Source organism: Gordonia abscondita, assembly GCF_032711245.1.
Taxonomy (GTDB): Bacteria; Actinomycetota; Actinomycetes; order Mycobacteriales; family Mycobacteriaceae; genus Gordonia.
Map to the genome: position 1 here is coordinate 2886160 of NZ_CP128986.1, position 25947 is coordinate 2912106.

Consider the following 25947-nt stretch of genomic DNA (forward strand, 5'->3'; position numbering starts at 1 on the left):
TTATTGCACGAGTGCAACATTCTTCCGCAAGTGAGAGTGACGGACCTGACTGACGCGGAATGCAGTGGCGGAGAATTCGGTTGTCACCGAGGTGAATCCATTAGCGGACTCGGGTGTCCTGCGCCGCCGGGTCGTCGTCGTCGGCGCGGGACAGGCCGGTCTGTCGGCCGCCTACTACCTCAAGCGCGCAGGTCTGCGGCCGGGCGTCGACCTCGAAGTACTCGACGCGAACTCGACGGCGGGCGGCGCGTGGAGCCATCGGTGGGACGCATTGACGTTCGACCATGTCAACGGCCTGCACGACCTACCGGACTCGCCGCTCGGCGTGGCCGATCCCGCAGAACCCGCTAGGGAAGTGGTCAAGCGCTACTACGGGCGATACGAACAGGAGCAGGCGCTCGGGGTGCAGCGCCCGTGGCGGGTGCGCTCGGTGCGGGCCGTCGACGATCAGGACGCGCACTTCCGCATCGTCGCTGTGCATCCCGACGGTGCTCGCCGCGAATATGCGGCCGGAGCCGTCATCTCCGGAACCGGCACCTGGGATCAACCGTACGTGCCGTGGTATCGCGGCCGTTTCGGTGGGCAACAACTGACCACCCGAGACTTCACCGACCCCGGCGACTTCGTCGGACGGCGGGTGCTCGTCGTGGGCGGCGGGATCTCCGCGATCCAGTTCGTGCAACTACTCGACGAGCACGGCGTCGACACGCTGTGGTCCACCCGCACACCTCCCCGCTGGCGCGAGTGTCCGTTCGACACCGAAGCGGGACTCGGCGTAGAGAACCGGGTGGCTGCTCGGACCCGCGCCGGACTTCGGCCGCGCAGTGTCGTCGCCGAGACTGGGTTGCCCACGAGCCCGTCGGTCCTCGATGCGATCGATCGGGGAGTGCTCGCCTCGCGCGGACCGATCCGTGCGCTGACCTCCGACGGCGTCGACTTCGCCGACGGAACACATGAGGGGGTCGACGTGATCCTGTGGGCCACCGGATTCCGCGCGTCGCTGAGTCATCTTGCGCCGCTAGGGATTCGAGAACGTAGCGGCGGCGTCCTGATGGCCGACGACGATGTCAGTGTCGTGAAGGCCCCAGGGCTGTCCCTAGTCGGCTATGGGCGCAGCGCCTCCACGCTCGGCGCGACCCGGGCGGGACGGCGTGCCGCGCGTCAGGCGATCGCGTTCACCGCGTCGTGATCGCGACGAGCACGCCGCCCAACCGTGTCGGGCGTCCGGTTAGTCGTCGGTCGAGAGGAACTCGCTGACGAACGCGTGAACCCGTCGGGACATTTCGGCCACCTGTTCGGCGCGGACCGCATCGAGGTCGGTGCCTTTGTGGTACGCGGGCGGCAACTTACGGGCGCGCTGTGGGCAACCGAAGTCTTCGCAGACCAGCACGGCGAGAGTGTCGCCATGCCTGCCTCGCGATCCGGCCCGTCGGACGGAGTACAGCAGCACGTCGGCCATGAGCTCGACGTCCCGACACCACGAACACATCGCGCGACGACGTGGTTTCGCTTCGGAGCGGTTCAACATGAGGGTGACGAGTTCGTCGTCGTGTTCGACGACGAGGTACGCGCGACGCGGGATCTTTCGGTCACGCCAGCCGTAGAACTCGCGGTGGGTGAAGTCGATGTCGTCGAAGTCGAGTGGGAACGTGACCTTCGATATTTCGCTCTTGGTGGCGCCGCGGAACGCTGACCGGATCTGCTGTTGGGTGGGAGTGCGCATGACAAGTGGCCTTCTCGTGTCAGAGGAGTGATGAGGGTATGCGGTAGCCGCCGATCACGCGGATCGGCTGCGGGGCGCGGTCATCTGGAAGCGGCGCTGTGCGCGCCGTCGGCTCCCTGAACTCGAATGGACACGAGGACCAGCGTAGGTGCGTACTCGTGCGGTGTCGAACGAATTCGTGCTCGCCGATACTCACGTATCCGCGGTGTCGGGCGACAGCCGCGGCCTTCAGGAATGCCTCGGATGTCGGTGAGTACCGCGGCTGGTCTGCGTGAGGCGACACCCGACCGCTACGCCGCTTCGGGGGGCCGCTCCCGCATTCGACTTTCACCGATCGTTGGGTGGTCGCCCGCACCACGACAGGTCGCCCGACCTGGCGTTCCACAGCGTCTGCGCCTATGTCGGCACTAGGTACGCGCAGACTGGGTGACGTTGAACGAAATCATGCCACGCCTGGGTCACGTCACTGGCTCGAACAGGTCTTCATCTCGCGGTCGGGGCTGGCTGTCTCGCCCTTGCTCGGGAAGTACCAGGCGATCGTGAGGTAGGCGCGTTTGCCGTCGCACATGCCGATATCGGAGGCGATGATGGTGGCCGGTATGTACTGTTCCCGGCCGACTCTGCCGTCTTCTCGGTACGTGCCGGTGCCGGTGCCCTCGGCGGTGTCGCCGCCCCAGCTCGACCAGGTGACGTCGGTGATCCTGCTAGTCGGTGATCCGCCGGCGTACACCTCGGTCGGCTTCTCGGTGCCGTAGCCCCGGCCATTCGGCGGCATCGAGCCCAGCACGATTGTCTCTCCGCCGCTGCGCCCGTCGCTCGTCGTCGGGGCTGTCGTGCCCGCGCCGTCGAAGGTCTCGGCCTTCTCGTTCGCGAGGAATACTCCTGATCCGGTCGTCGTGTTCCAACAGGTCAGGCCGATCATCTCTGATGCGCACACCCAGTCTTCGAAGTAGTACTGCTTGCCGTATTCGACCACCGGGACCTTGTAGCCGTCGTTGGCGGGCTGGTTCATCCAACCGGTGGTGCCGCTACTGGAGACGGGGTCGCCGACGCGGTTGTCCTTGAACTGGAACAACCACTTGCCCTTGGTGCTGCCGGCGAGCGTCTCGGTGCCTAGTGGGCTGTCGGGCCGGTTCATGCTCCGTACGCCGCACTGCCCCTGTTTGCCGTCGGAGTCGGCGGTTTGGAAGTCGCAGCCGATTCCGCCTGTCGGGGTCAGCAGGTGCGCGGACTTCACCTTGCCGTACTTGCTGACGTATGTCGGCAACGCGATCGCACCAGGTGGCCGTGGTCCGCCCGCGCCAACGTACGCGCCCTCGACCGGTGCAGTCGGCTCAACCGCAGATGGTGCTGGAGCCTCGTTGGTGGGCCCGTTGGTGCCGGCCTTTGTGGTGGCCTCAGTGCTGCTCGATGCTGCGGTGTTGGCCGTGCTGTTATCGGACGTGTTGCTCACGACGATGACACTGGCCACGATCGCGACGACGACCACGAGGACCCCGACAGCGATCATTAACGGCACCGATGGCCTACTACCTGACTTCTGCACTGGCGGAGTGGGCGTCGATGGCGGCGGTGCCGAACCCCACGATGGCGACCCCGCGAGTTGATCGAGGCCGGCCGGGTCCAGCACGGGTGCGCTCGGGTCGGCCAGCCGCGCATCGTACTGGGCCCGCAACGACGGGTCCGACAAGATCGCGCGCGCGGTCTGGATCTGATGCTGCGTCGCTGGCTCTGTGGCCGTCGCAAGTCGATCGGTCAAGGTCCGCCAAAGGTCGTCCGACGACGCCCTCGGGTCGAGGCCGAATGATTCGTACAAGTTGATGTGCGCCACGAACGCTGCCCCCAAGTAGTGGTGTTTTGTCCACTATCTAACGATAGTTTTGTCGGATCATCCTGTATTGCTAGGGCTACATTAAGCAAACTGCAGGAGTGATATGAGTCACCTATGTGACGTACTTGGCGCGATCGCGACGTATGTTCATTGTTCCGCTGAAGCGGAAGTCTGTGCTTGACATTCTGGGCATTCCCACCTCTTACGTGCCTGCTCTGTGCTGCGTAGAAGTGACGTAGCGCATCAAAGTCCCAGTTCGGGGGCGGATCAGATAGACTATCGCACAACTAGTTGTGCGTCATCGTTGAGTGTTCGCTCGGTGAGTCCCGGATCGTGTCGCAGAACGTCCTTTGTGTCGCTTCTGTTGTGGTCGGTCGGGTGAATGACGCGCATTGCGCTTTGTCGGATTGTCCGTACTGTAAATCGACGTAGCCGTAGGGCTACGCAATTTCGAAGGGGGGGAGATGCAGCAGCACGCTCGCGTACCCATGCCAGACTGGGGGGATGCCTACTGCCGATACGCATCTGACGTTGCAGCAGCGGCGCGCTCGCGCCGTGCGTAGGGCCGCGTTGGCCGCCGCGCTCGTCGGGGCGCGTCAGGCTGCTGGGATGACGCAGCAGCAACTGGCCGCTGCCGCCGGCATGAGCAGGTCGGCGATCGCCCGCCTGGAGGCAGGTAAGGCGTCCATTGGCTCGGACTTCCTGTGGGACATCGCGATCGCTCTCGGTATGCGTCCCAGCGCGTTGTTCCTAGCCGCCGAGGCAGACGACGCCGCCTCCGAGACGTTCGACGGCGTCTAAACACCGTCTGACCTACACCACCATCACCACCGACGGCTGACCCCGTCGGTCGATCACCCATACCCATGTGAAGGGATACCCCATGCCCGCACCCGGCCCTAATCAGCCCACCGACTACTACGGAGCGCTCGGTCTGCGACCGGCCTCGCCTACGCACGCGCTGGTGTCGCAGCTCTCGCACCGTGCGGCTCAGCTCCCGCCGGGCCCCGAGCGTGATTACGTCGAACAAGCCCGCGCGATTCTCGGAGATCCGAGGAAACGGCCCATCTACGACGGACGGCTCAATGACTCGACCGCGCCCGCGTGGACCCCGCGCGAGCTGCACGAGTTCGCGCTAGCGCAGCCGCCCCGGACTGCCGCGACCGGCGCCCTCTCGATGCTCACCGCGATTCCGCGCCGTGTACTCACCGGCATCGTCGCTGGCCTTGCGGTCCTGCTCGTACTGATCATCGCCCTCGTCTCGTGCAGTGGCAGCGGCAGTGATGACGTCTCTGCCGACACCGCTTCTGGCCTCGGTCCGGAAGCTGCAGCCAGTGCCAGCACCACCGTCGACGCCTCCTGCGAGATCGTCGCGCTCGACGGGGAGATCCCCAACCAGGCCGCGTGGTCGGCCACCAATGACTACGCCCTGCAGTTGACCGGCCAGTACCCCATCGCGTCGCCCCAATCTGCCAGAAATCCAATCTCGATCATCAATGGTGTTCATCAGTACGCCGACCACACCATCGGTGTGCAATCTGATAACCACCGCGACCAAATTGACGTCATGCCGCAATACCTAAGTGTTCACAGCCCCTCTGGCCCACCGGTCAAAGTCATCGAGCAGACCGGCGTCAACATTGACTACACTCCGCTGCCCACGCCGATCAGCAAAAACACTGAGTTCTCCGGCCGATACCGCATCGTCGCCGGTGACGTCGGTGATGACTACCTGCCTACCGTCGGCCTTGCTGGTCAACCTGAAGCCGGCAACCTCTCCGTCCTGTACGGCGTAGCCGACAAATTCCAACCCAACACTGTGTGGCTCGTCATCGACGGTGGAGCGCGACTATTCAAGGCCCAGCTCGTCAAGGGCACGTCCTGCGAGTAGCCCGCTGATCACTGGCGAGGCCCACCCCAGCACGACCCAATGAGATTCACCTGGTCGCACCTACGGCCACCCTCTGATCGCTAAGGATTCACCATGACCACCACGCTCAAGACCCGCATCGGTGCGGCTGTTGCCGCACTCGGCATCGCTGCCGGCGGTCTCGTCGCCGTCGCACCAGCCCAGGCCCAGGCCCAGGCCGCCACGAGCGGCATCGCACCGGGCACGTACTGCGTAATGAACTACGTCTACGGCGTCCTCCCCGTCAAGAACCACGCCACCGTGTACCACGGCAAGCTCATCACCACCCGCACAATTGGCCGCGACTCCTACCGCATCCACGCCACTCGCCATGGCGGCTGGGTCGACCAGCCTGGCTTGCAGCGCGTGACCTACCGCAAGACCGGCACAAAGGTCTACCGCGGGAATATCATGCTCGGCACCGTGCCGATCGGCACGTCGACCTTGTCGAAGAACTGCCGCCGCTAATCGCCTTCTGCTCACGACACGGCCGTCGCTGCACCTGGCAGCGACGGCCGTTCTCGTCTCTATCGGAAGGAACACACCCATGGGCACCTACGACAGCGTTCTTATCGACGGCGTCGAGTGGCAGACCAAGGCCCTCGGCAAGCGGCTACGGACCTCCCGGCCCGGCGACGCCGTCGAGGTTGAGCACGTCGCGGCCACAGACGAGGAGGTGGCGCAAGCCAGCACGTTCGCCTACGCCGAAGTCCCCGGTCGCTACACGATCGAGGTGATGGCGACCGCGCGCCTGCTCATCGAGGATGGGAAAGTCGTCGGGCTGGTCAACACCACCACCGTCGTGCCCGCCGACGCGTTCGACTACCACGGTCGCGACGAGCATGACCGGCTCGCTCATATCTTCGGCGAGCAGCGGCCCCGGCGCACGATGCACATCGCCCAGCCACCTGTCCCACCGCGCCCGCGTCGACCGCGACAGTGAACTGGCGATGCGGCAAATCGGGCTACTACTCATCTCGGAGAATGTGCCAGTAAGCCGGTGCTCCGCGTGATCTGAGCAAGGGCATCGCTTCCACCGAGACCGACCGAGCGCAGGCTTACCGTGATCGCGAGCGTTGTCGAGGATCGGTTAAGGAGGCGCGCACCCCGTCGTCGGCGGGCGGTAGCGGGGTAGACATAGAACGCCAGAGAGGTTGATTCCCTCTGGAGCCGTGTTCTGCGCGGATCTATCACTTGCAGGCGCGGCCGGGTAGCCACTTGAGGCCTTCCTGCCTCGTGAAGTCGTGGTCCCACCACGTTCCGAAAATTCAGCAGACAAACGCAAGCAACCTCACGAACTCGGTGATCTCGTCGTACCCACCAGGCACCCAATCCGGTACTGCCGCTGTCCCGAAAGCGAAAGAAGCCCGCTGTCGCCAGCGGGCTTCCTCAGCTCCCCCAATTGGATTCGAACCAATAACCGCTCGATTAACAGTCGAGTGCTCTGCCGTTGAGCTATGGGGGATTGCTCTTTCTTGAACCGAGATGAAACTTTAGCGTACCGATCGCGTCACGTGCAAAACGACTGGTCGACAGGGTTTCGATGGCGGACGGGGCGGTATTTGGCGGGTGCAACCCGCGGTTGCCGCTACATTGGGGCGCATGTCCTCAACTTCCGGTGGCGATCCGACTTCTCTCGACGGCGACGAATTCCTGGCCGCCAATCGGGCCAAGCGCGAACAGATCCGCATGGAGGAGGCCGGGAACCCGCAGGCCGACGAATCTCAGACCGACGAATCTCAGACCGACGAATCTCCCGCCGCTGAATCTCAGACCGACGAGCCCAGGCCGTCGAAGACGCTCGTCGTGTCACTCATCGCGGCCGTCGCCGTACTCGCCGTTGCCGCCGGCGTTTTCGCGTACCTGGCATTCGGGACCGGCTCCGACGATGGCGACGACCTTGACCAGGCGGGCGCGTTGCGCGACGCGAAGTCGTACGCCGCGCAGATGTTGACGTACGAGGCCGGAAAGTACGACGACCTGGACCGGCGAATCCGAGGGATTGCCACGCCCGAGTTCGCCGATACCTACGTCAAGTCGTCCCAGCAGGCGCGTGCGGCGAACGATGCGGCGCAGGCGTCATCGAAGGGGAGCGCCGAGAACGCCGGAATCATGTCGATAAACGACCGGGAGGCCGTCGTGCTCGTCGCACTCGACAACACGGTGACCAGCCCGCAGGCGCCCGCGCTCGGAACGGGCAGCGGCGCGTACGAGTCGCGGGTGAAAGTCACACTCGCCCGCGACGACGGGAAATGGCTCGTCTCCGATTTCGAGGTGGTCTGACAACGCCCGCATCGGACTTCCCCTACTGCGCGCCGTCGCCGACCAGTACGGCGGCTGAGACGGCGGCGACCGTCTGGGTGTCGACTCCAGGTCTGCCGGTGACCAGGTCGCTGGCGAGGTTGAGGCTGGCGTGGACCAGGAAGCGTGCGGCGGCGTTCGAGCATTCCGGCCGAGCACGCACCACCCAGGTGGCCCACTCGTCGACCGTCGTCCGCTGTTGGCGACGCAGCGCGTGGAGATCGCCGTCGTCGAGCGCGCCCGTCCCGGACAAGTAGATCGCCATGATGTCCGGATCGTCGACGCACAGTTCGCTGTAGCGGGCAGCCAGTGAGACCAACGCTTCGTGCGGCGTCTGCGCTTGCGAGAGCGCGACCGCGACCGCGTCGGTCGCTCGGTCCGCCGTCCGCCAGAGGGCTGCGGCCAGGATCGCGACCTTCGACCCGAAATGGCGGTACACGCCGGAGGCGGGCAGGCCGACCGCTGCGCCGATGTCCTCCACCGTCACCTCGTGGAAGCCCCGCTGCGCGAACAAGGAGACTGAGGCCGCGAGAATCGACTCTCGGCGACCAGTGGGAGCCAGCCCCGCCGGTCGGTCCGCGGTCGGCGCGGGATCGGGGAAGTCGACGTCGAGCAGGGTGAGCGCAGCCGTCGACACGAGCTCGGTCGCGGCGCGTCGACCCATCGCGAGCCGGTGTGTCGACGGGCTCGCCGCGACCGAGAGGGTCGCGACCGCGAGAAGGTCGGCGGCGGGCCTCGACAGCGTGGGACGCGCAGCCTCGATCAACGCACGGAGTCGACGGTGTAGCGCGACTCGAACGTCGCGGGTCCGTGTCCGATCGGCGTCGTGCAGGACGCGTCGCTCCCAGCGGTACAGGTTGCCCGACTTTCGGTGCTCCATCACGGTGTCGGCGAACGCGGCGAGCACTGCGCGTAACTCGTCGCGGGGGTCGGTGTCGTGGGGGACCGCGGTGATCGCCGCGTCCACCACCTCCGAGAGTCTGTCGACGGCGGCTGCGAACAAGTCGTACTTGTTCGAGAAGTGCCGGTACAGGGCAGGCGCGGAGATCCCGACCTCGTCGGCGATGTCGGTCAGGCGTGTCGCGGCAAACCCGCGCGTACCGAACACGTCCGACGCGGTCCGCAGCACTACCTCGCGCCGATCGGTCGGACGGGTGCGCGAATGCCGCGCAACGGCGTCCAGCGGCGTTCGAGAGGTCATGGACGTCGATGCTATCGAATGATCGATGAACTTCTTGTGCAATTGACTTCTCGAAGATAAGTCCAGTTGAAGAGAACTTATGCAGTGAGAAAGTTAATGGATATTCGCATGACCTCGGTCACTGTCGGTGGTAGTGTGTTAGCAATTCGCAAACGGTGTGTATCCGATACGAGGTGTGATGATCAGCGAGACCGGGTGTGTTGGAGGAGTGTGGGACGGCATCGGCGACGACGGCGTCGCGCGTATCGAGATCGATCGTCCGGCGCAGATGAACGCGCTGGACGGCGCGGCGTCGAGCCGCATCATCGAGGTGTGTCACGAGTGGGCCGAACGCGCGGACGTCCGAGCCGTGGTGATCTCCGGTCGCGGCGGATCGTTCTGCGCGGGAGCCGATGTGGCGGGCATGGCCACTGATGCCGCCGCGGGTGGCGGCTTTGACGAGTCGCAGGCTCGGGGGATCATCGAGAACGGCTCGAACCTCATCGGCGCGCTCCGCTCGCTGCCCATGCCCGTGGTCGCTGCCGTCGACGGTGCGGCGGTCGGCATCGGCGCCTCGTTGGCTGTCGCGGCAGACCTCGTCTACGCGACCACCCGCTCGTACTTCCTGCTCGCGTTCGTCAATATCGGTCTGATGCCCGATGGCGGCGCCAGCGCGCTGTTCACCGCGTCGCTCGGCCGAGCCCGCGCGAACGCTATGGCGCTGCTGGGCGAGAAGCTGCACGCCCCCGACGCGTACGCAGCCGGACTACTCAGTGGCGTGGCCGATGATGCCGACGGACTTGACGTACTCGTCGCGCGGGCGACCTCGCGCCTGGTCCGCAACCCGCCGAACGCTCTCGCCGTCACCAAGGCTGCGCTCGACGCGCATGCGTTGGCCGGATTTGATGCCGCGATCGAACGCGAGATCGCCGGTCAGACCCTTCTGCTTCAGTCGCCCGAATTCCATCGTGTGCTCGCCGGCTTCGGCGAGCGCTGACCCGTCGCCGAGTACCGGCCTGTCGACCCGACATCGTCCAGCAGATCCCCGCGCGCCGCGCACAACACCGAGGAGTACCCACATGACCGACGCCCTGGGCTTCGCCCTGAACGCCGAGCCGCAGCGCTCGCGCCGCAACCACTGGAACAATCAGGTCCGTCGCCACTCGGCGATGAGTCCAGACAACGGTGCGCTCCGCTTCCTGGGCAAGACCACCACGTGGCGTGAACTGGACGAGCGCACGCACGCTCTCGCTGCCGCGCTCCGCCGCCGTGGCGTCGAGTTCGGCGATCGCATCCTCGTCGTCATGCTCAACCGCAGCGAGTACGTCGAGATCACGCTCGCCGCGAACCTCATCGGCGCGATCCCTGTCCCGGTCAACATCCGCATGACGCCTCCCGAGATCGGGTTCCTGGTCGCCGACTCGGGTGCCAAGGTGATCGCCACCGAGACGATGCTCGCACCGCTGGCCGACGCTGTCGCGGCGGCGACCGGCGCCATCGACCACACGATCGTCGTCGGCGGGGCGCAGAACGAAGGGCATCTCGACTACGAGGCGCTCATCGCTGAGGACTCGTCGGACCTCCCGGCCATCGATATTCCGGAAGATACCGTCGCGCTGATCATGTACACCTCGGGTACCACGGGAAAACCCAAGGGCGCCATGCTCACCCATCAGAACCTGCAGGCGCAGGCGCTGAACACGCTGCAGGCGTTGAGTACCAGCGCCGACGACATCGGTTCGTGCGTGGCACCCATGTTCCACATCGCCGGGCTCGGCGCGATGACGCCGCTGATCTATATGGGTGCACTGTCGGTCATCCACCCGCTGGGCGCGTTCGACCCGAACGACATGCTCGACACGCTTGAGCGAGAGGGCACCACGTCGATCTTCCTGGTGCCCGCTCAGTGGCAGGCCGTGTGCGCCGCACAGCAGGCGAAGCCGCGTGATCTCAAGTTGCGGGTGATCTCATGGGGCGCGGCCCCTGCGTCGGACACCGTGCTTAACGCCATGAACGCGACCTTCCCGGATGCGATCAACATCGCAGTCTTCGGACAGACCGAGATGTCGCCGATCACTTGCGTCCTCGAAGGCAAGGACGCGCTGCGCAAGATCGGGTCGATCGGCAAGGTGGTTCCGGGCGTCACGGCCCGCATCGTTGACCCGGAAATGAAGGATGTGGCGCAAGGCGACGTCGGCGAGATCGTCTACCGCGGACCCAACATGATGTCCGGCTACTGGCAGAACCCGCAGGGGACTGCGGACGCGTTCCACGGCGGCTGGTTCCACTCCGGTGATCTCGTCCGGCAGGACGAGGAGGGGTTCATCTATGTCGTCGACCGAGCCAAGGACATGATCATCTCGGGCGGTGAGAACATCTACTGTGCCGAGGTGGAGAACGTCCTGTTCGGGCATCCGAGCATCAGTGACGTCGCGATCATCGGCCGCGCCCACGAGAAGTGGGGCGAGGTTCCGGTCGCCGTAGTCGCGCTGGCCGAGGGTGTCGAGGATCTGACGATCGACGACCTCGAGCCGTACCTGAACGACAACCTGGCGCGCTTCAAGCATCCGAAGGACGTCATCGTGGTACCTGAACTGCCGAGAAACGCGGGCGGAAAGGTCGTCAAGCCGTCGTTGCGCGCTGAGTTCGGCAGCAAGGACGAGGCGCTGAAGGGCTGACGTCCTCAACCATATTTCGCCAAAATTGGAACACGTTGCAGAAATATTCTGAAACGTGTTCCAATTTTTGGTTCAGGTGACTACTGTCACAAGGGAGCGCGAATAGCTGCGCGTCCCATGTGATCTGACGTTGCCGACTCAGGCGAAGCGAGGTTGAGAGTGAAGACGAAGGGTGCGCTCCTGCGGGAGTTGAACCAGCCGTGGAAGATCGAAGAGATCGAGATCGGCGACCCGAAGGCCCACGAGGTCAAGATCCGGATGGAAGCCGCGGGCATGTGCCACTCGGACCACCATCTGATGACCGGTGGCATCCCGATGGCCGGGTTCCCGGTCCTCGGCGGCCACGAGGGTGCAGGCGTCATTGAAGAGGTCGGTGAAGGCGTCACCGAATTCGAGGCGGGCGATCACGTCGTCCTCTCCTTCATCCCGTCCTGCGGCAAGTGTCCGTCGTGCCGGGAAGGCGTCGCCAACCTCTGCGACTTCGGCGCCATGCTTCTGCAGGGTGAAGCCGTCTCGGACCACACGTTCCGCATCCACACCGCGGCAGGTGAAGACGTCTATCCGATGACGCTCCTCGGCACGTTCTCGCCGTACATGGTGGTGCACGAGGCGTCCGTCGTGAAGATCGACAAGGACATCCCATTCGAGATCGCCGCGCTCTGCGGCTGCGGGATCCCGACCGGCTACGGATCGTCTACCCGCAGTGGCGACGTCCGTCCAGGCGAAGACGTCGCGATCGTCGGGGTCGGCGGCGTCGGAACCGCAGCCCTGCAGGGTGCCGTGATCGCGGGTGCTCGCAACGTGTTCGCCATCGACCCGGTCGAGTGGAAGCGCGAGCAGGCGCTCAAGTTCGGCGCCACCCACGTGTTCGCTTCCGTTGAGGAAGCGGCGGGCGAGATCGCAAATATTACCGCAGGCGGAATGTGTCGCAAGGTGATCGTCACGGTCGGCGAAGTCCACGGCAAGGACGTCGACACGTGGATGGGCATCACCGCTAAGAACGGCACCTGCGTGTTGACCGGCATGGGCAACATGATGGAGAGCGACGTGACGCTCAACCTGGCCATGCTCACGCTGCTTCAGAAGAATCTGCAGGGCTCGATCTTCGGCGGCGCGAATCCGAAGCTCGACATTCCGAGCCTGCTGTCGATGTACAAGCTCGGCAAACTCAACATCGCCGACATGATCACCCGGGAATACACCCTCGACCAGATCAACGAAGGCTATACCGACATGTTGGAGGGACGGAACATCCGCGGCGTCATCCGGTACACCGACGCTGATCGCTGACCGCTGACCGCTGACCGACCGCCGAATCGAGAAACCCGCCGACTGCAGTCGGCGGGTTTCTCGCGTTCTCCGACCACATCTGCATTAATGTTGCGGCGTGGCCGAGGGCAATGACAGTCGCGCCAAGCGCGGAGCAGAGATCGCCGAGCAGCGGACGACTGCGGGACGTTCGTGGACGGCGACGCCGGAAGCGAAGTCGAAAGCACGCACGCTCCGCGTGGTGGCAGCGGTCCTGTGGCTGATCGCGATAGGCGGCGAACTTGCCGCGCTGTTCTGGGTGCTCAAGCAGGATCCGGTCCGCGTCGGGCTGCTGGTCGTCTTCATCGTCGCGATCGGCGTGTTCGCGCTCGGTGGTTCGCTGCTTTGGAAGAAGGCCAACAGGCTCGATCCCGCGTCCCGTGAGGACACCGTCAGGTTCTTCATTCAGAACCAGCTCGGCGTGATCGTCACCGTGATCGCATTCCTGCCGTTGATCGTCATGATCTTCTTGAACAAAGACATGGACGGCAAGCAGAAGGGGATTGCGGGCGGCATCGCGATCGTGATCGCGGCCGCTGTCGGCCTCGCCTCCGCCGATTGGAACCCGCCGTCGACCGAGCAGTACAGCGCCGAGACCAATGTGGTCAAGCAGCTGACCGGTAGAGACGACGTCGTGTGGGTCAAGGGCGGGTCCGCATTCCATGTCTGCGAAGACGTCCCTGACCTGCGCAGGTCGAAGAAGACCAAGGAGCACGGCACCGTCGCGCAGGCGCACGCCGCGAACATTCCGCGTCTCACCAAGAAGTGGACGTCCGAAGCAATCAATGACTGCGGTTACACCGTCGAGCAGGTCGATGCGGTCCTTGGCGAGGTGGATGATGTGACCTCGACGCTCGACGATGGCCAGTACGTCGAGAAGTCGGGGACGCCCGAAGTGGCCGCACCGAAGTAGGTAACGCGCCTAGTACCGTCGGAGTGGTGAAAGCACTGGCGCAGTTGGAGTCCTGGCCCGCCGACAACGTGGCCGGAGTGGTCGTCACCACAGGCGGTGTCATCGGCCTGTTCGGCGAGACCGGTCGGGTGTACGAATTGGCGTCGGTGACCAAACTCCTCGTCGCACAGGCTGTGCTTGTCGCGGTAGAAGAGGGGGCTGTCGACCTGACTACTCCCGCGGGCCCGACCGGCGCACGGGTGGAGCACTTGTTGTCACACGCGTCGGGCCTGGCATTCGACAGCGACGACGTGCAAGCTGCGCCAGGGGAGCAGCGGATCTACTCGAGCCGCGGATACGAGTTGCTCGCCGACCTGATTGCCGCTGAAACCGGGATCGCGGCCGCCGACTACCTACGCGAGGCGGTCTGCGAGCCGCTCGGTATGACTTCGACGGCGTTGGTCGGCCCCGCCGGGCACGGAGCCCGATCGAACGTCGACGACCTGGCTCGGTTCGCCGCGGACCTCCTCGCACCGACGCTCGTGTCCCCGCAGACGGCGTCGACGGCTCGCACGGTTCACTTTCCCGGCATCGACGGCTTCGTGCCCGGTTATGGCAAGTTCCGACCGAACGACTGGGGCCTGGGACCCGAGATCAAGGGTGCTAAGGAGAAGCACTGGACGGCGCCGTCGCATTCGGCGTCAACGTTCGGTCACTTCGGACAGTCGGGCACGTTTCTCTGGGTCGATCCGACACGCGGAGCGTCGTGCGTGGTGTTGACCGATCGGGCGTTCGGGCCGTGGGCGAAGCCACTGTGGAGCGACTTCAACCAGGGCATACTGGACGAACTAGATTCCTGACCGATGAGGACGGTGCCGTGCGGACACTGACGGCCGATGATCTCGGCCTACTCCTGTCGCTGTTCGCGGTTCTGCTGCTCGCGTTCGGCGCCAATTTCCACTTCTCCCGAAAATCCGTTCGGCGGCACCGCGCGGCCGCACTCGCATTCGTCGGACTGTCGTTTCTCGGTGAACTGTCGACCGTGGTCGCGCTCACGCTGACCTGGGTCGCGTTGTGGAGCCCGGCGGCGTGGGACAGGATCGACGACCTCCTCGTCTTCGTGCCCGGCACGATCGCGATCGCGTGCGCTGTCCTGCTCACCGTCGAATCGGTCGGCTCGCGGATTTTGCACATCCTCAGCGCCGAACGTGACGAGCCGCTCGTCGACCAGCGGGGTTGATCAGGGGGATCAGCCGACGCGCTGGTGCAGCCAGGTCACTTCGGCTCCGGAACCGCCCATCCGATAGTTCTCCAGGGCTTCGTCCCAAGCGGTGCCGAGGACGGTATCGAGTTCGGCCGCCAGGCCTGCGCTGTCGGGTTGATTGTCCATCATCGCGCGCAGCTGCATCTCGCCGATGATCACATCGCCGTTGGCGCCCGTCGAGCCGCGCCAGAGGCCGAGGCCGGGGACATGGCTGAACCGTTCGCCATCGACCCCTTCGCTGGCGTTCTCGGTCACCTCGAAGGTGAGACCCGGCCATTCGCGCAGCGCGGACGCGAGTCGCGCGGCAGTGCCGACAGGGCCAGTCCAATCGACGGTCGCGCGCATGCGACTCGGCTCGGCAGCATCCTGCCCCGACCATTTCAAGTCGGCGCGTGCATCCAACGTCGACGACAGCGCCCACTCCACATGCGGGCACAGCGCGACGGGAGAGGCGTGGATGTACACCACGCCTGTCGTCAGGTCCGCAAACTGATTGAGATTGCGCACTGGTCATTCACCTCCGGTTCGACGAGGAACGTCTTCCCCAAGGCACCGCGTCGAATCGGTAGCACACTGCTGTTAGAGATTATGCCTTGTGAGGTGCGTGTTGCGCTAGTTCTATTTGTTTCGATATGCGCAGGGCGCTCTTAGAGCGGGATGTTCTTGTGCCGGCCGCGTCGGGCGGGAGCGGCGGCGACAGCCTCGGCGATACGGCTGCGGGTGAGGGCCGGGTCGATGATCTCGTCGACGACGCCGATCGACCGGGCGCGTCCCACACCGCCGGCGATCTGCTCGTGCTCCACAGCCAGGCGCTCATGCAAGGCATCACGCTCCTCTTCGGGCGCGGCGGCGAGCGCCTTCTTGTGCAGAATGCCGACTGCCGCCTTCGCACCCATGACGGCGACCTCCGAACCCGGCCAGGCGAAGACGGCCGTCGCGCCGAGAGCGCGCGAGTTCATTGCGATGTAGGCGCCGCCGTAGATCTTGCGGGTCACCAGCGTGACCCTGGGGACCGTGCACTCGGCGAACGAGTGCAGGAGCTTGGCTCCGCGTCGGACGACGCCGTTCCATTCCTGCCCGACGCCCGGCAAATACCCGGGAACGTCAGTGACGACGACGATCGGGACACCGAACGCGTCGCACAGGCGCACGAACCGTGATGCCTTCTCGGCTGCCTCGGAGTTCAAACAGCCGCCCATGCGCAGCGGGTTGTTGGCGATGACGCCGACCGAACGGCCGGCGAGCCTGCCGAAACCGATCGTGATGTTCGGTGCCCATTTGGCCTGGAGTTCTTCGAATGTCGAGATCTCGGTGACGCCGTCCTCGGCGACCTGGAGGTCGAGGAGAGCCTCGACGATCGGGTGGACGTCGTAGGCCCGTCTATTCGACTCGGGAAGCAGCGCACGAAGGTCCGTGTCTCCTGCGGCTGCACGAGCCAGGTCGATCTGGCCCTGTCGGGAGAAGGTGGAGACCAGGCGACGGGCGCGCCAATAGGCGTCCGCCTCCGAGTCGGCGGTGATGTGGCTGACGCCCGAACGCTTGCCGTGGGTGTGCGGACCGCCAAGCTCCTCCATGGTCACGCTCTCGCCGGTCACGGATTTGACGACGTCGGGACCGGTCACGAAGACGCGCCCCTCGGGAGCCATGATGACCACATCGGTCAGGGCGGGACCGTACGCGGCGCCGCCCGCGGCGAAACCGACGACGACGGAGATCTGCGGAATGTAGCCGGAGGCACGCACCATGGCCTCGAACACGCCGCCGACCGCGTGCAGGCCTTCGACGCCCTCGGCCAGGCGCGCACCGCCCGAATGCCAGATGCCGACGACCGGAGTCTGCTCGGCGATGGCGGTGTCGATCGCGTTCACGATGTGAGCGCAACCGACCACCCCCATGGCACCGCCCATCACGGTGCCATCAGTGCAATAGGAGACGGTGCGAACACCGTCGACCTCACCGACGGCTGCCAACACACCCGATCTGTCACGGGGGTGCAGGAGCTCGACGGTTCCCTCGTCGAAGAAGGTGGTCAACCGAAGCAACGGGTCACGGGGATCCGTCGCTTCCTCACGGCCGGGGATGGGTGCCAGTGTGGTCATCGGTTTCTCCTATGCGGGGGAGTGAATCAGTAGCGACCGAACGTCAAGGCGACGTTGTGTCCTCCGAATCCGAACGAGTTGCTCAGCGCGTAATCGATCTGGCCGCGTCGAGCCTCGCCGTGCACGACGTCGATGTCGCCGCACTCCGGGTCGAGCTCTTCGAGATTCAGCGTCGGCGGAATGGTGGAGTCCTCCACCGACTTGACTGTGAGGACCGCTTCGAGGGCACCGACGGCGCCGATCGAGTGTCCCAGCGCCGACTTCGGCGCGTAGATGGCCGCATGGGTGCCCACGGCCGCTTGGATGCCCGCAGACTCTGCGGTGTCGCCGATCGGGGTCGACGTGGCATGCGCGTTCACATGCGTGATGTCCGACTTGGCGAGTCCCGCAGTCTGCAGCGCGCGTGTCATCGCACGCGCATTGCCCTGCCCGGACGGGTCCGGGGCCACCAGGTGGAAGCCGTCGGAGGTGATTCCGGCGCCCAGCAGTCGGGCGTGGATGTGAGCACCGCGCGCCTTCGCGTGGTCCTCGCGCTCGATGATGAGCATGGCGGCGGCTTCACCGAAGACGAATCCGTCGCGCGCCTTGTCGAAGGGCCGCGAAGCCGCGGCCGGATCGTCATTACGCGTGCTCATGGCGCGCATCATCGAGAACGCTGCGATCGGCACGGCGTCGATGTGGCCTTCCACGCCGCCGCACACCACCATGTCGGCGTCACCGAAGACGATGTGCCGCCACGCGTGAGCGATGGCCTCGGCACCCGACGAGCAGGCGGAGACCGGGGTGATGACGCCTGCGCGCGCACCGACGTTCAGTCCGGCGACCGCGGCGGGACCGTTAGGCATCGTCATCGAGACGGCGAGCGGAGATACCTTGCGGTAGTTGCCCGTCGTCCGGATGGCGTTGTCGGCGTCGATCATCGCGTCCGCGCCGCCCATGCCGGTGCCTAGGACGACGCCCAAGCGGTCGGGGTCCACCTCGGGTTCGCCGGCCTGCGCCCACAGGCGCTTGCTCATCACGTGCGAGATCCGCTCGACGTACGCCATGCGGCGGGCTTCGATGCGAGTCACCTCGAGCGACGGATCCTCGACGAGCTTTCCGCCGATACGGACCGGCAACTTGTAGTCGTCGATGTAGTCGTCGGTCAGCTCCCGGATACCGGACTTGCCAGCGACGAGATTTTCCCAGGTCGTGTCTAGGTCAGCGCCCAAGGACGTCGTAGCGACCATGGAGGTCACCACGACGCTGGGAAAGTCCCCACCGCGAGTGGAAAAGTCACGCAGCTCCGCCATCAGGACTGGCTCGCCTCGATCTGGGCAGCGATGGCAGCAGCGGTCTCGGGGTTCTCAGCCTCGAGCTTCTGGACGTAGGCGACCGTGTCGCCGACGGTGCGCAGACCGGCGAGGTCCTCGTCGGGGACCTTGACGCCGTACTTGTCCTCGACCTGAACGGCGATCTCGACCATCGACAGCGAGTCGATGTCCAGGTCGTCGACGAACGACTTATCGAGGGTGACCTCCGAGGGCTCGATGCCGGTGACCTCTTCGATGATCTCGGCGATGCCGGCGACGAGCTGTTCCTGAGTTGCAGCCACGATGTGGCTCCCTTCTAGTTCGTAATGCTTTGCGTATTTCCGGAGATCAGCGGGTTCGCTGCTGGACAAGTCGATGATCGACTCTCCGGTGGCCGGGGGATGCCCGACCGCTATCCAAGTCCTGGGACGTCCTCCAGATCGGTGGGGACGTTGATGGCGCGCGACGGCACACCTTTGAGTTCGCGCTTGGCGATTCCGACGAGAGTGCCTGCAGGCGTCAGTTCGACGATGGCGTCGGCACCCGCAGCGAGCATAGTCTGCGAGCACAGATCCCACCGCACCGGACTGGTGACCTGCGTGGTGAGCTTCTTGAGCGCGAGTGCCCCGTCGCCGACAGGCTGACCGTCTGAGTTCGACAGCAGCGTGTGTGTCGGATCGTTCGGTGTGATCTCGGCGGCCGCGGCAGCGACGGCTTCCTGCGCGGGAGCCATGTATTCGGTGTGGAAGGCACCCGCGACAGCGATCTTGCGGACGCGTGCCTTCTCCGGTGGGGCTGCCACGAGTTCCTCGATGGCGGCGACGGTGCCCGCAGCGACGATCTGGCCCTTCGCGTTGCGGTTGGCAGGAACCAGATCGAGTTCGCCGAGCCGGTCGAGGACGGTGCTCTCGTCGCCGCCGAGGACCGCCGCCATGGTGGTGGCTTCGATTGCGCAGGCCCTGGCCATCTCGCGGCCGCGAATGCCTGCCAGCAGGACGGCTTCGTCGGCCGTGATCACACCGGTGATGGCTGCTGCCGCGAGCTCGCCGACCGAATGGCCTGCGACGACGGTGTCGGACGGGAGGGCGCCGTGGCGTTCGACCAACTCGTCGAACGCGAGGAGCGTGGCCGCGACGATGAGTGGCTGGGTCACCGCGGTGTCGGTGATCTCCTCGGCGGTCGCCGTGGTTCCCAGACGTGCGAGGTCGAGTCCGATCGTGTCGGACCACGCCGCAACGCGGTCGGGGTTCCCCGGAAGCTCAAGCCATTCGGCGAGCATTCCGGGCTTCTGGGAGCCCTGGCCGGGCGCAAGCAACGAAAGCACGTGACTAGCGAACACCCTTCAGCGCTTCAGTGTGGGTGTCGAGTCGTATGAACCTCAACCGTGATCTTTGTAGGGTGTCTACAAAAGTGCTCTGAGTGGCACCTCCATCGTCATCGGCTCGTTATGCGTTACGTGTAGGCGATAGTTCTTCTCAGAAGTGGGTCTTCGTACCGACGATCCGTAACTCGTGTGACTCAAGTGGCCTGTGACGGTAATTCTTGGTGAAAATGTGTCAACCGTCCAACAGTCAGAGCCACTCGAAGGATGTACGCATCCCGCGGGTTACTTGGGTCACGACCGGTGACATCCGTCACTTTTTTTAGTCGATATCGAACAGTATTGGGGTGGATATACATTTCACGCGCACACGACTCGATCGAGCCGCCGCCGTCGAGGTACGCCTCGAGGGTCGTCATCAGGGTGTCGTTGGCGCCACTGAGTGGTGTGACGGACGAGTCGATGAGCATGCGGACGGCGTCGGCGTCGCCGGTGAGCGCGCGCTCAGGGAGCAGATCGGAACTGTGTACGGGGCGCGGAGCGTTCGGCCAGCCGCTGACGGCGCGCACACCGGCGAGCGCTTCGACAGCGGAGGCGTGCGCCGACGTTAGATTGGGCGTCGTCGGCCCGATGACAACGGGACCGTCGGCGAAGTGCTCCAGGAGGTCGGTGAGGAACCGGTCGGACTCTCGTAGCGAGCCGCCGACGACGGCCACCAACGTGCTGCCCTGAACGACGGAGAGCGTGGCGCGGTCGTACTGTCTCGCGGTCGTGTGGACGGCCAATGGAACCGAGACGTTCTGTTCCGGGGGAGGTGTTCCGACGATGACCGTCGCCGGCGAGTCGGACGGCCAGTTCAAAGCTGCTGCGCGGGAGAGGAGTTGCGCGTCGTCGTCGCCGCGGACGACGGCGTCAACGACGAGCGCCTCCATGCGCGAGTCCCAGGCACCCCGGGACTCGGCCGCCGCCGCGTAGATCGCGGCCGCGGCGAATCCGATTTCGCGGCCGTATCGGAGCACGGACTCGGTGAGCGCACGCAACTGTGCGTCGTTGCGTGCCAAGAGCGGAAGCCACTTCTCGAAGAACTCCATCGCCACGCGGACCATCTCGACGGTCTGTAACAGAGTGATGCGGCGCGCCAGATCTTGCGGGACCACCTGGAAGGCCTGCACCGTGAATTTCACGTTGCCCTCGGGATCCTGGATCCACTCGACGAAGTTGACGACGGCCGTCTGCACGACGAGTTGGACGCTCGCGCGCTGCGCGGCGTCCAACTCGCTGAAATAGGGGAGTTGGTCGGACATCGAGTGCACAGCCTCGGTCGCGAGTCGGCCGCTGTACTGCTTCATCCGACGCAGCAGAGTGTCGGGCAGCGCGTCGTGCACCGTCGCGGGTGCAGGGACGTGGGCCCCTTTGTCGGCGAAGACGTCGGTGGCGCGGGTGGACTTCAGCGGCTGGTCGGACACAGTGTCAATCTAGTGTGAAGCACAGCCCCAATCTAGCCCCGGAGTGCCGGTCGACGACGCCGACCGGCACTCCGGCTCCTCAGATACTCGTCGATCAGGCCACGCCGGGGTCTGAGGTCGACACCGGGGCGGCCATCGGATCGGTGATCTGGTACTTCGCGGCCGCATCTGTGGCGACGGATCGGTCGATCTTGCCGTCGCGCGCTAAGGCGACGAGCACGCCGACCGCGATGGACGCCGCATCGATGTTGAAGTAGCGGCGAGCAGCCGAGCGGGTATCGGAGAATCCGAAACCGTCCGCGCCGAGCGTGAGATAGGTGCCCGGAACGTACGCGCGGATCTGCTCCTGCACACCGCGCATGTAGTCCGACGCCGCGACGAACGGGCCTGCCCGCTGACTCAGCACGTCGGTGACATACGGGGTCCGTATCGTTCCCTCGCGCAGTTCTTCACGGTCGCAAGCGATTCCGTCGCGGGCGAGCTCGTTCCACGACGTCACCGAATAGACGTCGGCTGCTACGTTCCAGTCGTCAGCGAGCAGCTTCTGCGCTTGAATGGCGTCGTTCATCGTCACGCCCGACGCGAGAATGCCGGCGCGCAATTCGTGTTCCTGCTCGGCCGGGCGGGCCAGATAGATGCCCTTCAGAACGCCCGCCACATCGAGATCGGCGGGCTCGGCCGGCTGGTGGATCGGCTCGTTGTAGACGGTGATGTAGTAGTACACCTTCTCCGGGGCGGGTCCGTACATGCGCCGCAGACCGTCATCGATGATGTGCGCGAGCTCGTAGGCGAACGCGGGGTCGTACGCGACGACACCCGGATTTGTCGCGGCGAGTAGATGCGAATGGCCGTCCGCGTGCTGCAGGCCCTCACCCGTCAGCGTCGTACGGCCCGCGGTGGCACCGATGACGAACCCGTTGGCCATTTGGTCGGCGGCGGCCCACAGCCCGTCGCCGGTGCGCTGGAAGCCGAACATCGAGTAGAAGATGTACAGCGGGATCATCGGCTCGTTGTGTGTCGCGTACGAGGTGCCGACGGCGGTGAAACACGCGGTGGAGCCGGCCTCGTTGATGCCTTCGTGCATGATCCGGCCGTTCTCGGCCTCCTTGTAGGCCAGCATGAGTTCGGCGTCGACCGAGCGATAGTGCTGGCCGTTCGGGTTGTAGATCTTCAGCGTCGGGAACCACGAGTCCATGCCGAACGTGCGAGCCTCGTCGGGGATAATCGGCACGATCCGCTTGCCGATCTCCTTGTCGCGCATCAGTTCCTTGAAGATGCGGACGAGTGCCATCGTGGTGGCGATCTCCTGCTTGCCCGATCCGCCGGACACGGCCTTGATCGCACGGCTCGTGTCGGGCTGCAACGGCACCGGGGTCAGATGGCGGCGGGGGAGGAATCCGCCGAGTTCCCGACGACGGTCCAACAGGTACTGGGACTCCGGCGAGTCGGTTCCCGGGTGATAGTACGGCGGCAGGTATGGATCGGCCTCGAGTTGCGCGTCCGAGATCGGGACGTGCGTGGTGTCGCGGAACGCTTTCAGGTCGTCGAGGGTCATCTTCTTCATTTGGTGGGTCGCGTTGCGCCCCTCGAAATGACCGCCGAGCGTGTAACCCTTGATCGTGTGCGCCAGGATGACCGTCGGCTGGCCCTTGTGGTTTATCGCGGCCTGGTAGGCGGCGAAGATCTTGCGGTAGTCGTGGCCGCCACGCTTGAGGTTCCAGATGTCCTGGTCGGTGTAGTCCTTGACGAGTTCCGTGGTCCGGGGATCCCGGCCGAAGAAGTTGTCACGGATGTAGCTGCCGTCGTTGGCGCGGTAGGTCTGGTAGTCGCCGTCGGACGTCTTGTTCATCAGGTTGACCAGAGCGCCGTCCTGATCGGCGTTCAGCAGGGCGTCCCACTCTCGACCCCAGACGACCTTGATGACGTTCCAGCCCGCGCCGCGGAAGAACGATTCCAGTTCTTGGATGATCTTTCCGTTGCCGCGGACCGGGCCGTCGAGCCGCTGCAAGTTGCAGTTGACGACGAACGTCAGATTGTCGAGGTGGTCGGACGCGGCGACCTGCGCGAGGCCGCGTGATTCCGCCTCGTCCATCTCACCGTCGCCGAGAAACGCCCACACATGCTGGTCCGTGGTGTCTTTGATCCCGTTGAGGTGCAGATACTTGTTGAATCGAGCCTGGTAGATGGCGTTCATCGGGCCGATTCCCATGGAGACCGTCGGGAACTGCCAGAACTCGGGCATCAGCCGTGGGTGCGGGTACGACGGCAGCCCGCCGCCCATGCCCGCGTGGCTGTGCTCCTGACGGAAGCCGTCCATGCGGTGCTCGTCGATGCGGCCCTCGAGGAAGGCTCGTGCATAGATGCCGGGGGAGGCGTGGCCCTGAATGAACAGTTGATCGCCGCCGCCCGGATGGTCCAGTCCGCGGAAGAAGTGGTTGAAACCGACCTCGTACAGCGACGCCGACGACGCGTAGGTCGAGATGTGGCCGCCGACTCCGATTCCGGGGCGCTGTGCGCGGTGCACCATGACGGCCGCGTTCCACCGGATGTAGGAGCGGAAACGGCGCTCCATGTCCTCGTCGCCCGGGAATTCCGGTTCGAGGTCGGTCGGAATCGTGTTGACGTAGTCCGTCGACGTCAGCTGGGGAAGCGCGACGCGTTTGTCGTCGGCACGCTCGATCATGCGGAGCATCAAGTATCGGGCTCGTTCGGGGCCTGCGTTGCTCAGCATCGCATCGAATGATTCAAGCCATTCGTCGGTCTCCGACGGGTCGCTGTCGGCGAGGTATGACGCCACACCGTCGCGAATCACCTTGACGCGGCTCGACCGCGTTCCGGCGTTCGGTGTGCTCGTGGTCAGGTCAGTCACTTGTCCACCAATCTTCTTCTAGCGCACTGCGATTGTCGGCGGCACGCATCTGCATGACCGTCGGGGTGGTGACGGCCCAATTCATTTTCGAGTACCCAAGGATTCTTGCGTACCGTCACCTCTATCGTGCCCCAAATCACGAGGCGAAGAAACGGATGTGCCGAGTCACACGTTCTACTCTGCGGTAATCTCGACGCATTCGTGTCCACGCCAGGGGGAGTCGCATGCACGGTGTTCGTTCAGCAGTCGTCGGTCTCGCGCTGATCGCTGCCGCGACACTCGTCGCCGGCTGTTCCGGCGGTTCCGATTCGGGGGCTGATGCGCACGCGTCGACGTCGGGCTCCGTCTCGTCGAACGTGCCGTCCGCCGAGCGTCCCGAAGTGGAGAAGGTAGCCGCCATCCAGGTGTGCCGTCAGGTGATCACGTCGGCCGGCGTCATGGTTCGCGACTACAACACCTTCATGAAGGTGCTCAACAAGACGCAGTCATACGACGACGTCGAATCCGAGGACCGTTGGGCTGTCGAGACTCTCAACACGGGAGCCAAGGTGGTCCGTACGACGATCTCGCCCGCGACTCCCGAGGACCTCGTCGAGGATGTCTCGGATTTCGTTGATACCTCGGAGCAACTCGCTGAAGGCATCGAGCGGAAGCAGCGCGCCGGCCTGAACCGGGCATCGCGGGAGTGGGACGACAAGCGCACGGCCGCACTCGACCGGTGCGCAGAATATCTGCCCACTGAGTGAGAGGTCCCATCGGGTGCCTCGCAGTCGGGAACTTGGTCCCGAACATGTGTGTCCACTGTCGGTAAACGTCTGGACCCTCTACGCTTGACCTACGGTTCGCTTCGGCAGGACCTGGAATAATTCAACGATCGGGAGGATGCACGCGGTGGTAGCCGCCACGGACGACAAGGCGAGCAAGCTTGGATTCACCAACGAAATGGTGATCCAGGAACGGGGATGGGACGAAGATACCGACGACGACCTGCGGGCCGCCATCGAGGATGTGATCGACGCCGAGATGCTCGATGAGGATGCGATCGACGTCGTCGACGCGGTGATCCTCTGGTGGCGTGACGACGACGGTGACCTGGTGGACGCGCTGATGGACGCGATCGGTCCTCTCGCCGAAGGTGGATTCATCTGGGTCCTCTCGCCGAAGACCGGTCTCGACGGGCACGTCGACCCGGCGGTCATCGCCGAAGCGGCTCCGACTGCAGGACTCACTCAGACATCCGTCGTCAGCTTGGGCGACTGGTCCGGTGCACGTTTGGTGACGCCGAAGGCCAGGCCAGGCAAGAAGGCATGACCAGTCCCGAGATCGCTGTCACCGGTCCCGTCCCGGTCGGTTCGGTTGCACCGGATTTCGACCTGCGCGACCAAAACAATCGTCGCGTCTCACTGTCTGCGCTGCGGGAGAAGAGCGACGTGCTCGTCGTCTTCTTTCCGTTAGCGTTCACCGGAACCTGTGAGGGCGAACTCGGGCACATTCGCGATAATCTGCCGCGGTTCGCCGACGACACGTTGACGACCGTCGCGGTGTCCGTCGGTCCGCCGCCGACCCACAAAGTCTGGTCGTCGGCGCAGGGCTATCTGTTTCCGATCCTGTCGGACTTCTGGCCGCACGGCGACGTCGCCCGGAGCTTCGGTGTGCTCGACGAGCAGCGCGGCTACGCCAATCGGGGCACATTCCTCGTCGGTCGCGACGGCCTGATCCGTTATGCGGCGATGGTGGGCCCGGGCGAAGGTCGGACCGAAGAGACGTGGACGGCCGCGCTGGCCACACGCGGCTAACCCCCTCTGCCGGGTTAG

The 25947-nt window shown here is 65.0% G+C and carries 25 protein-coding genes and 1 tRNA gene; 15 read left to right on the plus strand and 11 right to left on the minus strand.

What is annotated here, in order from left to right; translation table 11 throughout:
- The first annotated feature begins 64 nt into the window (after positions 1–64).
- The gene (locus tag MP11Mi_RS13615; protein ID WP_420039438.1) at positions 65–1189 is read left to right on the plus strand and encodes a flavin-containing monooxygenase; all 1125 of its coding nucleotides are present in this window, start codon (positions 65–67) and stop codon (positions 1187–1189) included.
- A 39-nt stretch (positions 1190–1228) separates the two neighbouring features.
- Here MP11Mi_RS13615 and MP11Mi_RS13620 read toward each other — a convergent pair whose 3' ends face one another.
- Positions 1229–1723, minus strand: a complete 495-nt coding sequence (locus tag MP11Mi_RS13620; RefSeq protein WP_420039439.1) for an FBP domain-containing protein — start codon at positions 1721–1723, stop codon at positions 1229–1231.
- 463 nt (positions 1724–2186) lie between these two features.
- Positions 2187–3554, minus strand: a complete 1368-nt coding sequence (locus tag MP11Mi_RS13625) for a J domain-containing protein (RefSeq protein WP_420039440.1) — start codon at positions 3552–3554, stop codon at positions 2187–2189.
- A gap of 504 nt (positions 3555–4058) precedes the next feature.
- Here MP11Mi_RS13625 and MP11Mi_RS13630 point away from each other — a divergent pair.
- The 4 genes from MP11Mi_RS13630 (at position 4059) to MP11Mi_RS13645 (ending at position 6406) form a co-directional block, all read left to right on the plus strand.
- On the plus strand, positions 4059–4355 hold the full coding sequence (locus tag MP11Mi_RS13630; protein ID WP_420039441.1) for a helix-turn-helix domain-containing protein: 297 nt from the start codon (positions 4059–4061) through the stop codon (positions 4353–4355).
- 82 nt (positions 4356–4437) lie between these two features.
- Entirely contained in the window at positions 4438–5445 is a 1008-nt protein-coding gene (locus MP11Mi_RS13635) for a hypothetical protein (protein ID WP_420039442.1), read from the plus strand.
- A gap of 93 nt (positions 5446–5538) precedes the next feature.
- Positions 5539–5931 (plus strand): hypothetical protein, encoded by a 393-nt coding sequence (locus MP11Mi_RS13640; protein WP_420039443.1) that lies wholly within the window; start codon positions 5539–5541, stop codon positions 5929–5931.
- Positions 5932–6010: 79 nt separating this feature from the next.
- Positions 6011–6406, plus strand: coding sequence for a hypothetical protein (locus MP11Mi_RS13645; protein WP_420039444.1), 396 nt, complete (start codon positions 6011–6013; stop codon positions 6404–6406).
- Positions 6407–6856: 450 nt separating this feature from the next.
- Here the strand turns inward: MP11Mi_RS13645 and MP11Mi_RS13650 are convergent.
- Positions 6857–6928 (minus strand) — tRNA-Asn (locus tag MP11Mi_RS13650).
- Positions 6929–7065: 137 nt separating this feature from the next.
- On the opposite strand from MP11Mi_RS13650, the gene MP11Mi_RS13655 reads away from it, so the two are divergent.
- Entirely contained in the window at positions 7066–7746 is a 681-nt protein-coding gene (locus MP11Mi_RS13655) for a hypothetical protein (protein ID WP_420039445.1), read from the plus strand.
- A gap of 22 nt (positions 7747–7768) precedes the next feature.
- Here MP11Mi_RS13655 and MP11Mi_RS13660 read toward each other — a convergent pair whose 3' ends face one another.
- Positions 7769–8965: a TetR/AcrR family transcriptional regulator gene (locus MP11Mi_RS13660; protein ID WP_420039446.1), complete on the minus strand. Its 1197-nt coding sequence runs from the start codon at positions 8963–8965 to the stop codon at positions 7769–7771.
- A gap of 178 nt (positions 8966–9143) precedes the next feature.
- On the opposite strand from MP11Mi_RS13660, the gene MP11Mi_RS13665 reads away from it, so the two are divergent.
- From MP11Mi_RS13665 to MP11Mi_RS13690, 6 genes are all read left to right on the plus strand, one after another.
- Positions 9144–9941 (plus strand): enoyl-CoA hydratase-related protein, encoded by a 798-nt coding sequence (locus MP11Mi_RS13665; protein ID WP_420039447.1) that lies wholly within the window; start codon positions 9144–9146, stop codon positions 9939–9941.
- An 82-nt stretch (positions 9942–10023) separates the two neighbouring features.
- Positions 10024–11622, plus strand: coding sequence for a fatty-acid--CoA ligase FadD5 (fadD5, locus tag MP11Mi_RS13670; protein ID WP_420039448.1), 1599 nt, complete (start codon positions 10024–10026; stop codon positions 11620–11622).
- 159 nt (positions 11623–11781) lie between these two features.
- Positions 11782–12912 carry an NDMA-dependent alcohol dehydrogenase gene (locus tag MP11Mi_RS13675; protein ID WP_420039449.1) on the plus strand — a complete coding sequence of 377 codons (1131 nt, stop codon included), beginning with the start codon at positions 11782–11784 and terminating at the stop codon, positions 12910–12912.
- A gap of 97 nt (positions 12913–13009) precedes the next feature.
- Complete coding sequence (locus MP11Mi_RS13680) at positions 13010–13843, plus strand: hypothetical protein (RefSeq protein ID WP_420039450.1); 834 nt, start codon at positions 13010–13012, stop codon at positions 13841–13843.
- Between the two features lie 26 nt (positions 13844–13869).
- Positions 13870–14682 carry a serine hydrolase domain-containing protein gene (locus MP11Mi_RS13685; RefSeq protein WP_420039451.1) on the plus strand — a complete coding sequence of 271 codons (813 nt, stop codon included), beginning with the start codon at positions 13870–13872 and terminating at the stop codon, positions 14680–14682.
- 17 nt (positions 14683–14699) lie between these two features.
- A complete protein-coding gene (locus MP11Mi_RS13690) occupies positions 14700–15062 on the plus strand; it encodes a hypothetical protein (protein WP_420039452.1) in 363 nt (120 codons plus the stop codon).
- A 9-nt stretch (positions 15063–15071) separates the two neighbouring features.
- Here MP11Mi_RS13690 and MP11Mi_RS13695 read toward each other — a convergent pair whose 3' ends face one another.
- The 7 genes from MP11Mi_RS13695 to aceE form a co-directional block, all read right to left on the minus strand.
- Entirely contained in the window at positions 15072–15593 is a 522-nt protein-coding gene (locus tag MP11Mi_RS13695; RefSeq protein ID WP_420039453.1) for a DUF3145 domain-containing protein, read from the minus strand.
- Between the two features lie 140 nt (positions 15594–15733).
- Positions 15734–17185 carry an acyl-CoA carboxylase subunit beta gene (locus tag MP11Mi_RS13700; RefSeq protein WP_420039454.1) on the minus strand — a complete coding sequence of 484 codons (1452 nt, stop codon included), beginning with the start codon at positions 17183–17185 and terminating at the stop codon, positions 15734–15736.
- Positions 17186–17211: 26 nt separating this feature from the next.
- Entirely contained in the window at positions 17212–18477 is a 1266-nt protein-coding gene (locus MP11Mi_RS13705) for a KasA/KasB family beta-ketoacyl-ACP synthase (protein ID WP_420039455.1), read from the minus strand.
- Complete coding sequence (acpM, locus tag MP11Mi_RS13710; RefSeq protein WP_420039456.1) at positions 18477–18779, minus strand: meromycolate extension acyl carrier protein AcpM; 303 nt, start codon at positions 18777–18779, stop codon at positions 18477–18479. Before acpM ends, MP11Mi_RS13705 begins: the two co-directional genes overlap by 1 nt.
- 110 nt (positions 18780–18889) lie before the next feature.
- Positions 18890–19801, minus strand: coding sequence for an ACP S-malonyltransferase (locus MP11Mi_RS13715; protein ID WP_420039457.1), 912 nt, complete (start codon positions 19799–19801; stop codon positions 18890–18892).
- Between the two features lie 194 nt (positions 19802–19995).
- Entirely contained in the window at positions 19996–21264 is a 1269-nt protein-coding gene (locus MP11Mi_RS13720) for a PucR family transcriptional regulator (RefSeq protein ID WP_420039458.1), read from the minus strand.
- A 94-nt stretch (positions 21265–21358) separates the two neighbouring features.
- On the minus strand, positions 21359–24133 hold the full coding sequence (gene aceE, locus MP11Mi_RS13725) for a pyruvate dehydrogenase (acetyl-transferring), homodimeric type (protein WP_420039459.1): 2775 nt from the start codon (positions 24131–24133) through the stop codon (positions 21359–21361).
- A gap of 224 nt (positions 24134–24357) precedes the next feature.
- Here aceE and MP11Mi_RS13730 point away from each other — a divergent pair, with 224 nt between their 5' ends.
- From MP11Mi_RS13730 to MP11Mi_RS13740, 3 genes are all read left to right on the plus strand, one after another.
- Complete coding sequence (locus MP11Mi_RS13730) at positions 24358–24879, plus strand: hypothetical protein (protein WP_420039460.1); 522 nt, start codon at positions 24358–24360, stop codon at positions 24877–24879.
- 145 nt (positions 24880–25024) lie between these two features.
- Positions 25025–25444, plus strand: a complete 420-nt coding sequence (locus MP11Mi_RS13735) for a DUF3052 domain-containing protein (protein ID WP_420042105.1) — start codon at positions 25025–25027, stop codon at positions 25442–25444.
- Entirely contained in the window at positions 25441–25929 is a 489-nt protein-coding gene (locus MP11Mi_RS13740) for a peroxiredoxin (RefSeq protein ID WP_420039461.1), read from the plus strand. Before MP11Mi_RS13735 ends, MP11Mi_RS13740 begins: the two co-directional genes overlap by 4 nt.
- Positions 25930–25947: the final 18 nt, after the last annotated feature.

Excerpts from the sequence above, each read along its gene's own strand:
- MP11Mi_RS13665 (WP_420039447.1), top strand. The coding sequence starts at position 9,144 with ATGATCAGCGAGACCGGGTGTGTTGGAGGAGTGTGGGACGGCATCGGC.
- MP11Mi_RS13700 (WP_420039454.1), bottom strand. The coding sequence starts at position 17,185 with ATGACCACACTGGCACCCATCCCCGGCCGTGAGGAAGCGACGGATCCC.
- MP11Mi_RS13640 (WP_420039443.1), top strand. The coding sequence starts at position 5,539 with ATGACCACCACGCTCAAGACCCGCATCGGTGCGGCTGTTGCCGCACTC.
- MP11Mi_RS13655 (WP_420039445.1), top strand. The coding sequence starts at position 7,066 with ATGTCCTCAACTTCCGGTGGCGATCCGACTTCTCTCGACGGCGACGAA.
- MP11Mi_RS13740 (WP_420039461.1), top strand. The coding sequence starts at position 25,441 with ATGACCAGTCCCGAGATCGCTGTCACCGGTCCCGTCCCGGTCGGTTCG.
- MP11Mi_RS13635 (WP_420039442.1), top strand. The coding sequence starts at position 4,438 with ATGCCCGCACCCGGCCCTAATCAGCCCACCGACTACTACGGAGCGCTC.
- MP11Mi_RS13630 (WP_420039441.1), top strand. The coding sequence starts at position 4,059 with ATGCCTACTGCCGATACGCATCTGACGTTGCAGCAGCGGCGCGCTCGC.
- fadD5 (WP_420039448.1), top strand. The coding sequence starts at position 10,024 with ATGACCGACGCCCTGGGCTTCGCCCTGAACGCCGAGCCGCAGCGCTCG.
- MP11Mi_RS13730 (WP_420039460.1), top strand. The coding sequence starts at position 24,358 with ATGCACGGTGTTCGTTCAGCAGTCGTCGGTCTCGCGCTGATCGCTGCC.
- MP11Mi_RS13620 (WP_420039439.1), bottom strand. The coding sequence starts at position 1,723 with ATGCGCACTCCCACCCAACAGCAGATCCGGTCAGCGTTCCGCGGCGCC.
- MP11Mi_RS13660 (WP_420039446.1), bottom strand. The coding sequence starts at position 8,965 with ATGACCTCTCGAACGCCGCTGGACGCCGTTGCGCGGCATTCGCGCACC.
- MP11Mi_RS13705 (WP_420039455.1), bottom strand. The coding sequence starts at position 18,477 with ATGGCGGAGCTGCGTGACTTTTCCACTCGCGGTGGGGACTTTCCCAGC.
- MP11Mi_RS13645 (WP_420039444.1), top strand. The coding sequence starts at position 6,011 with ATGGGCACCTACGACAGCGTTCTTATCGACGGCGTCGAGTGGCAGACC.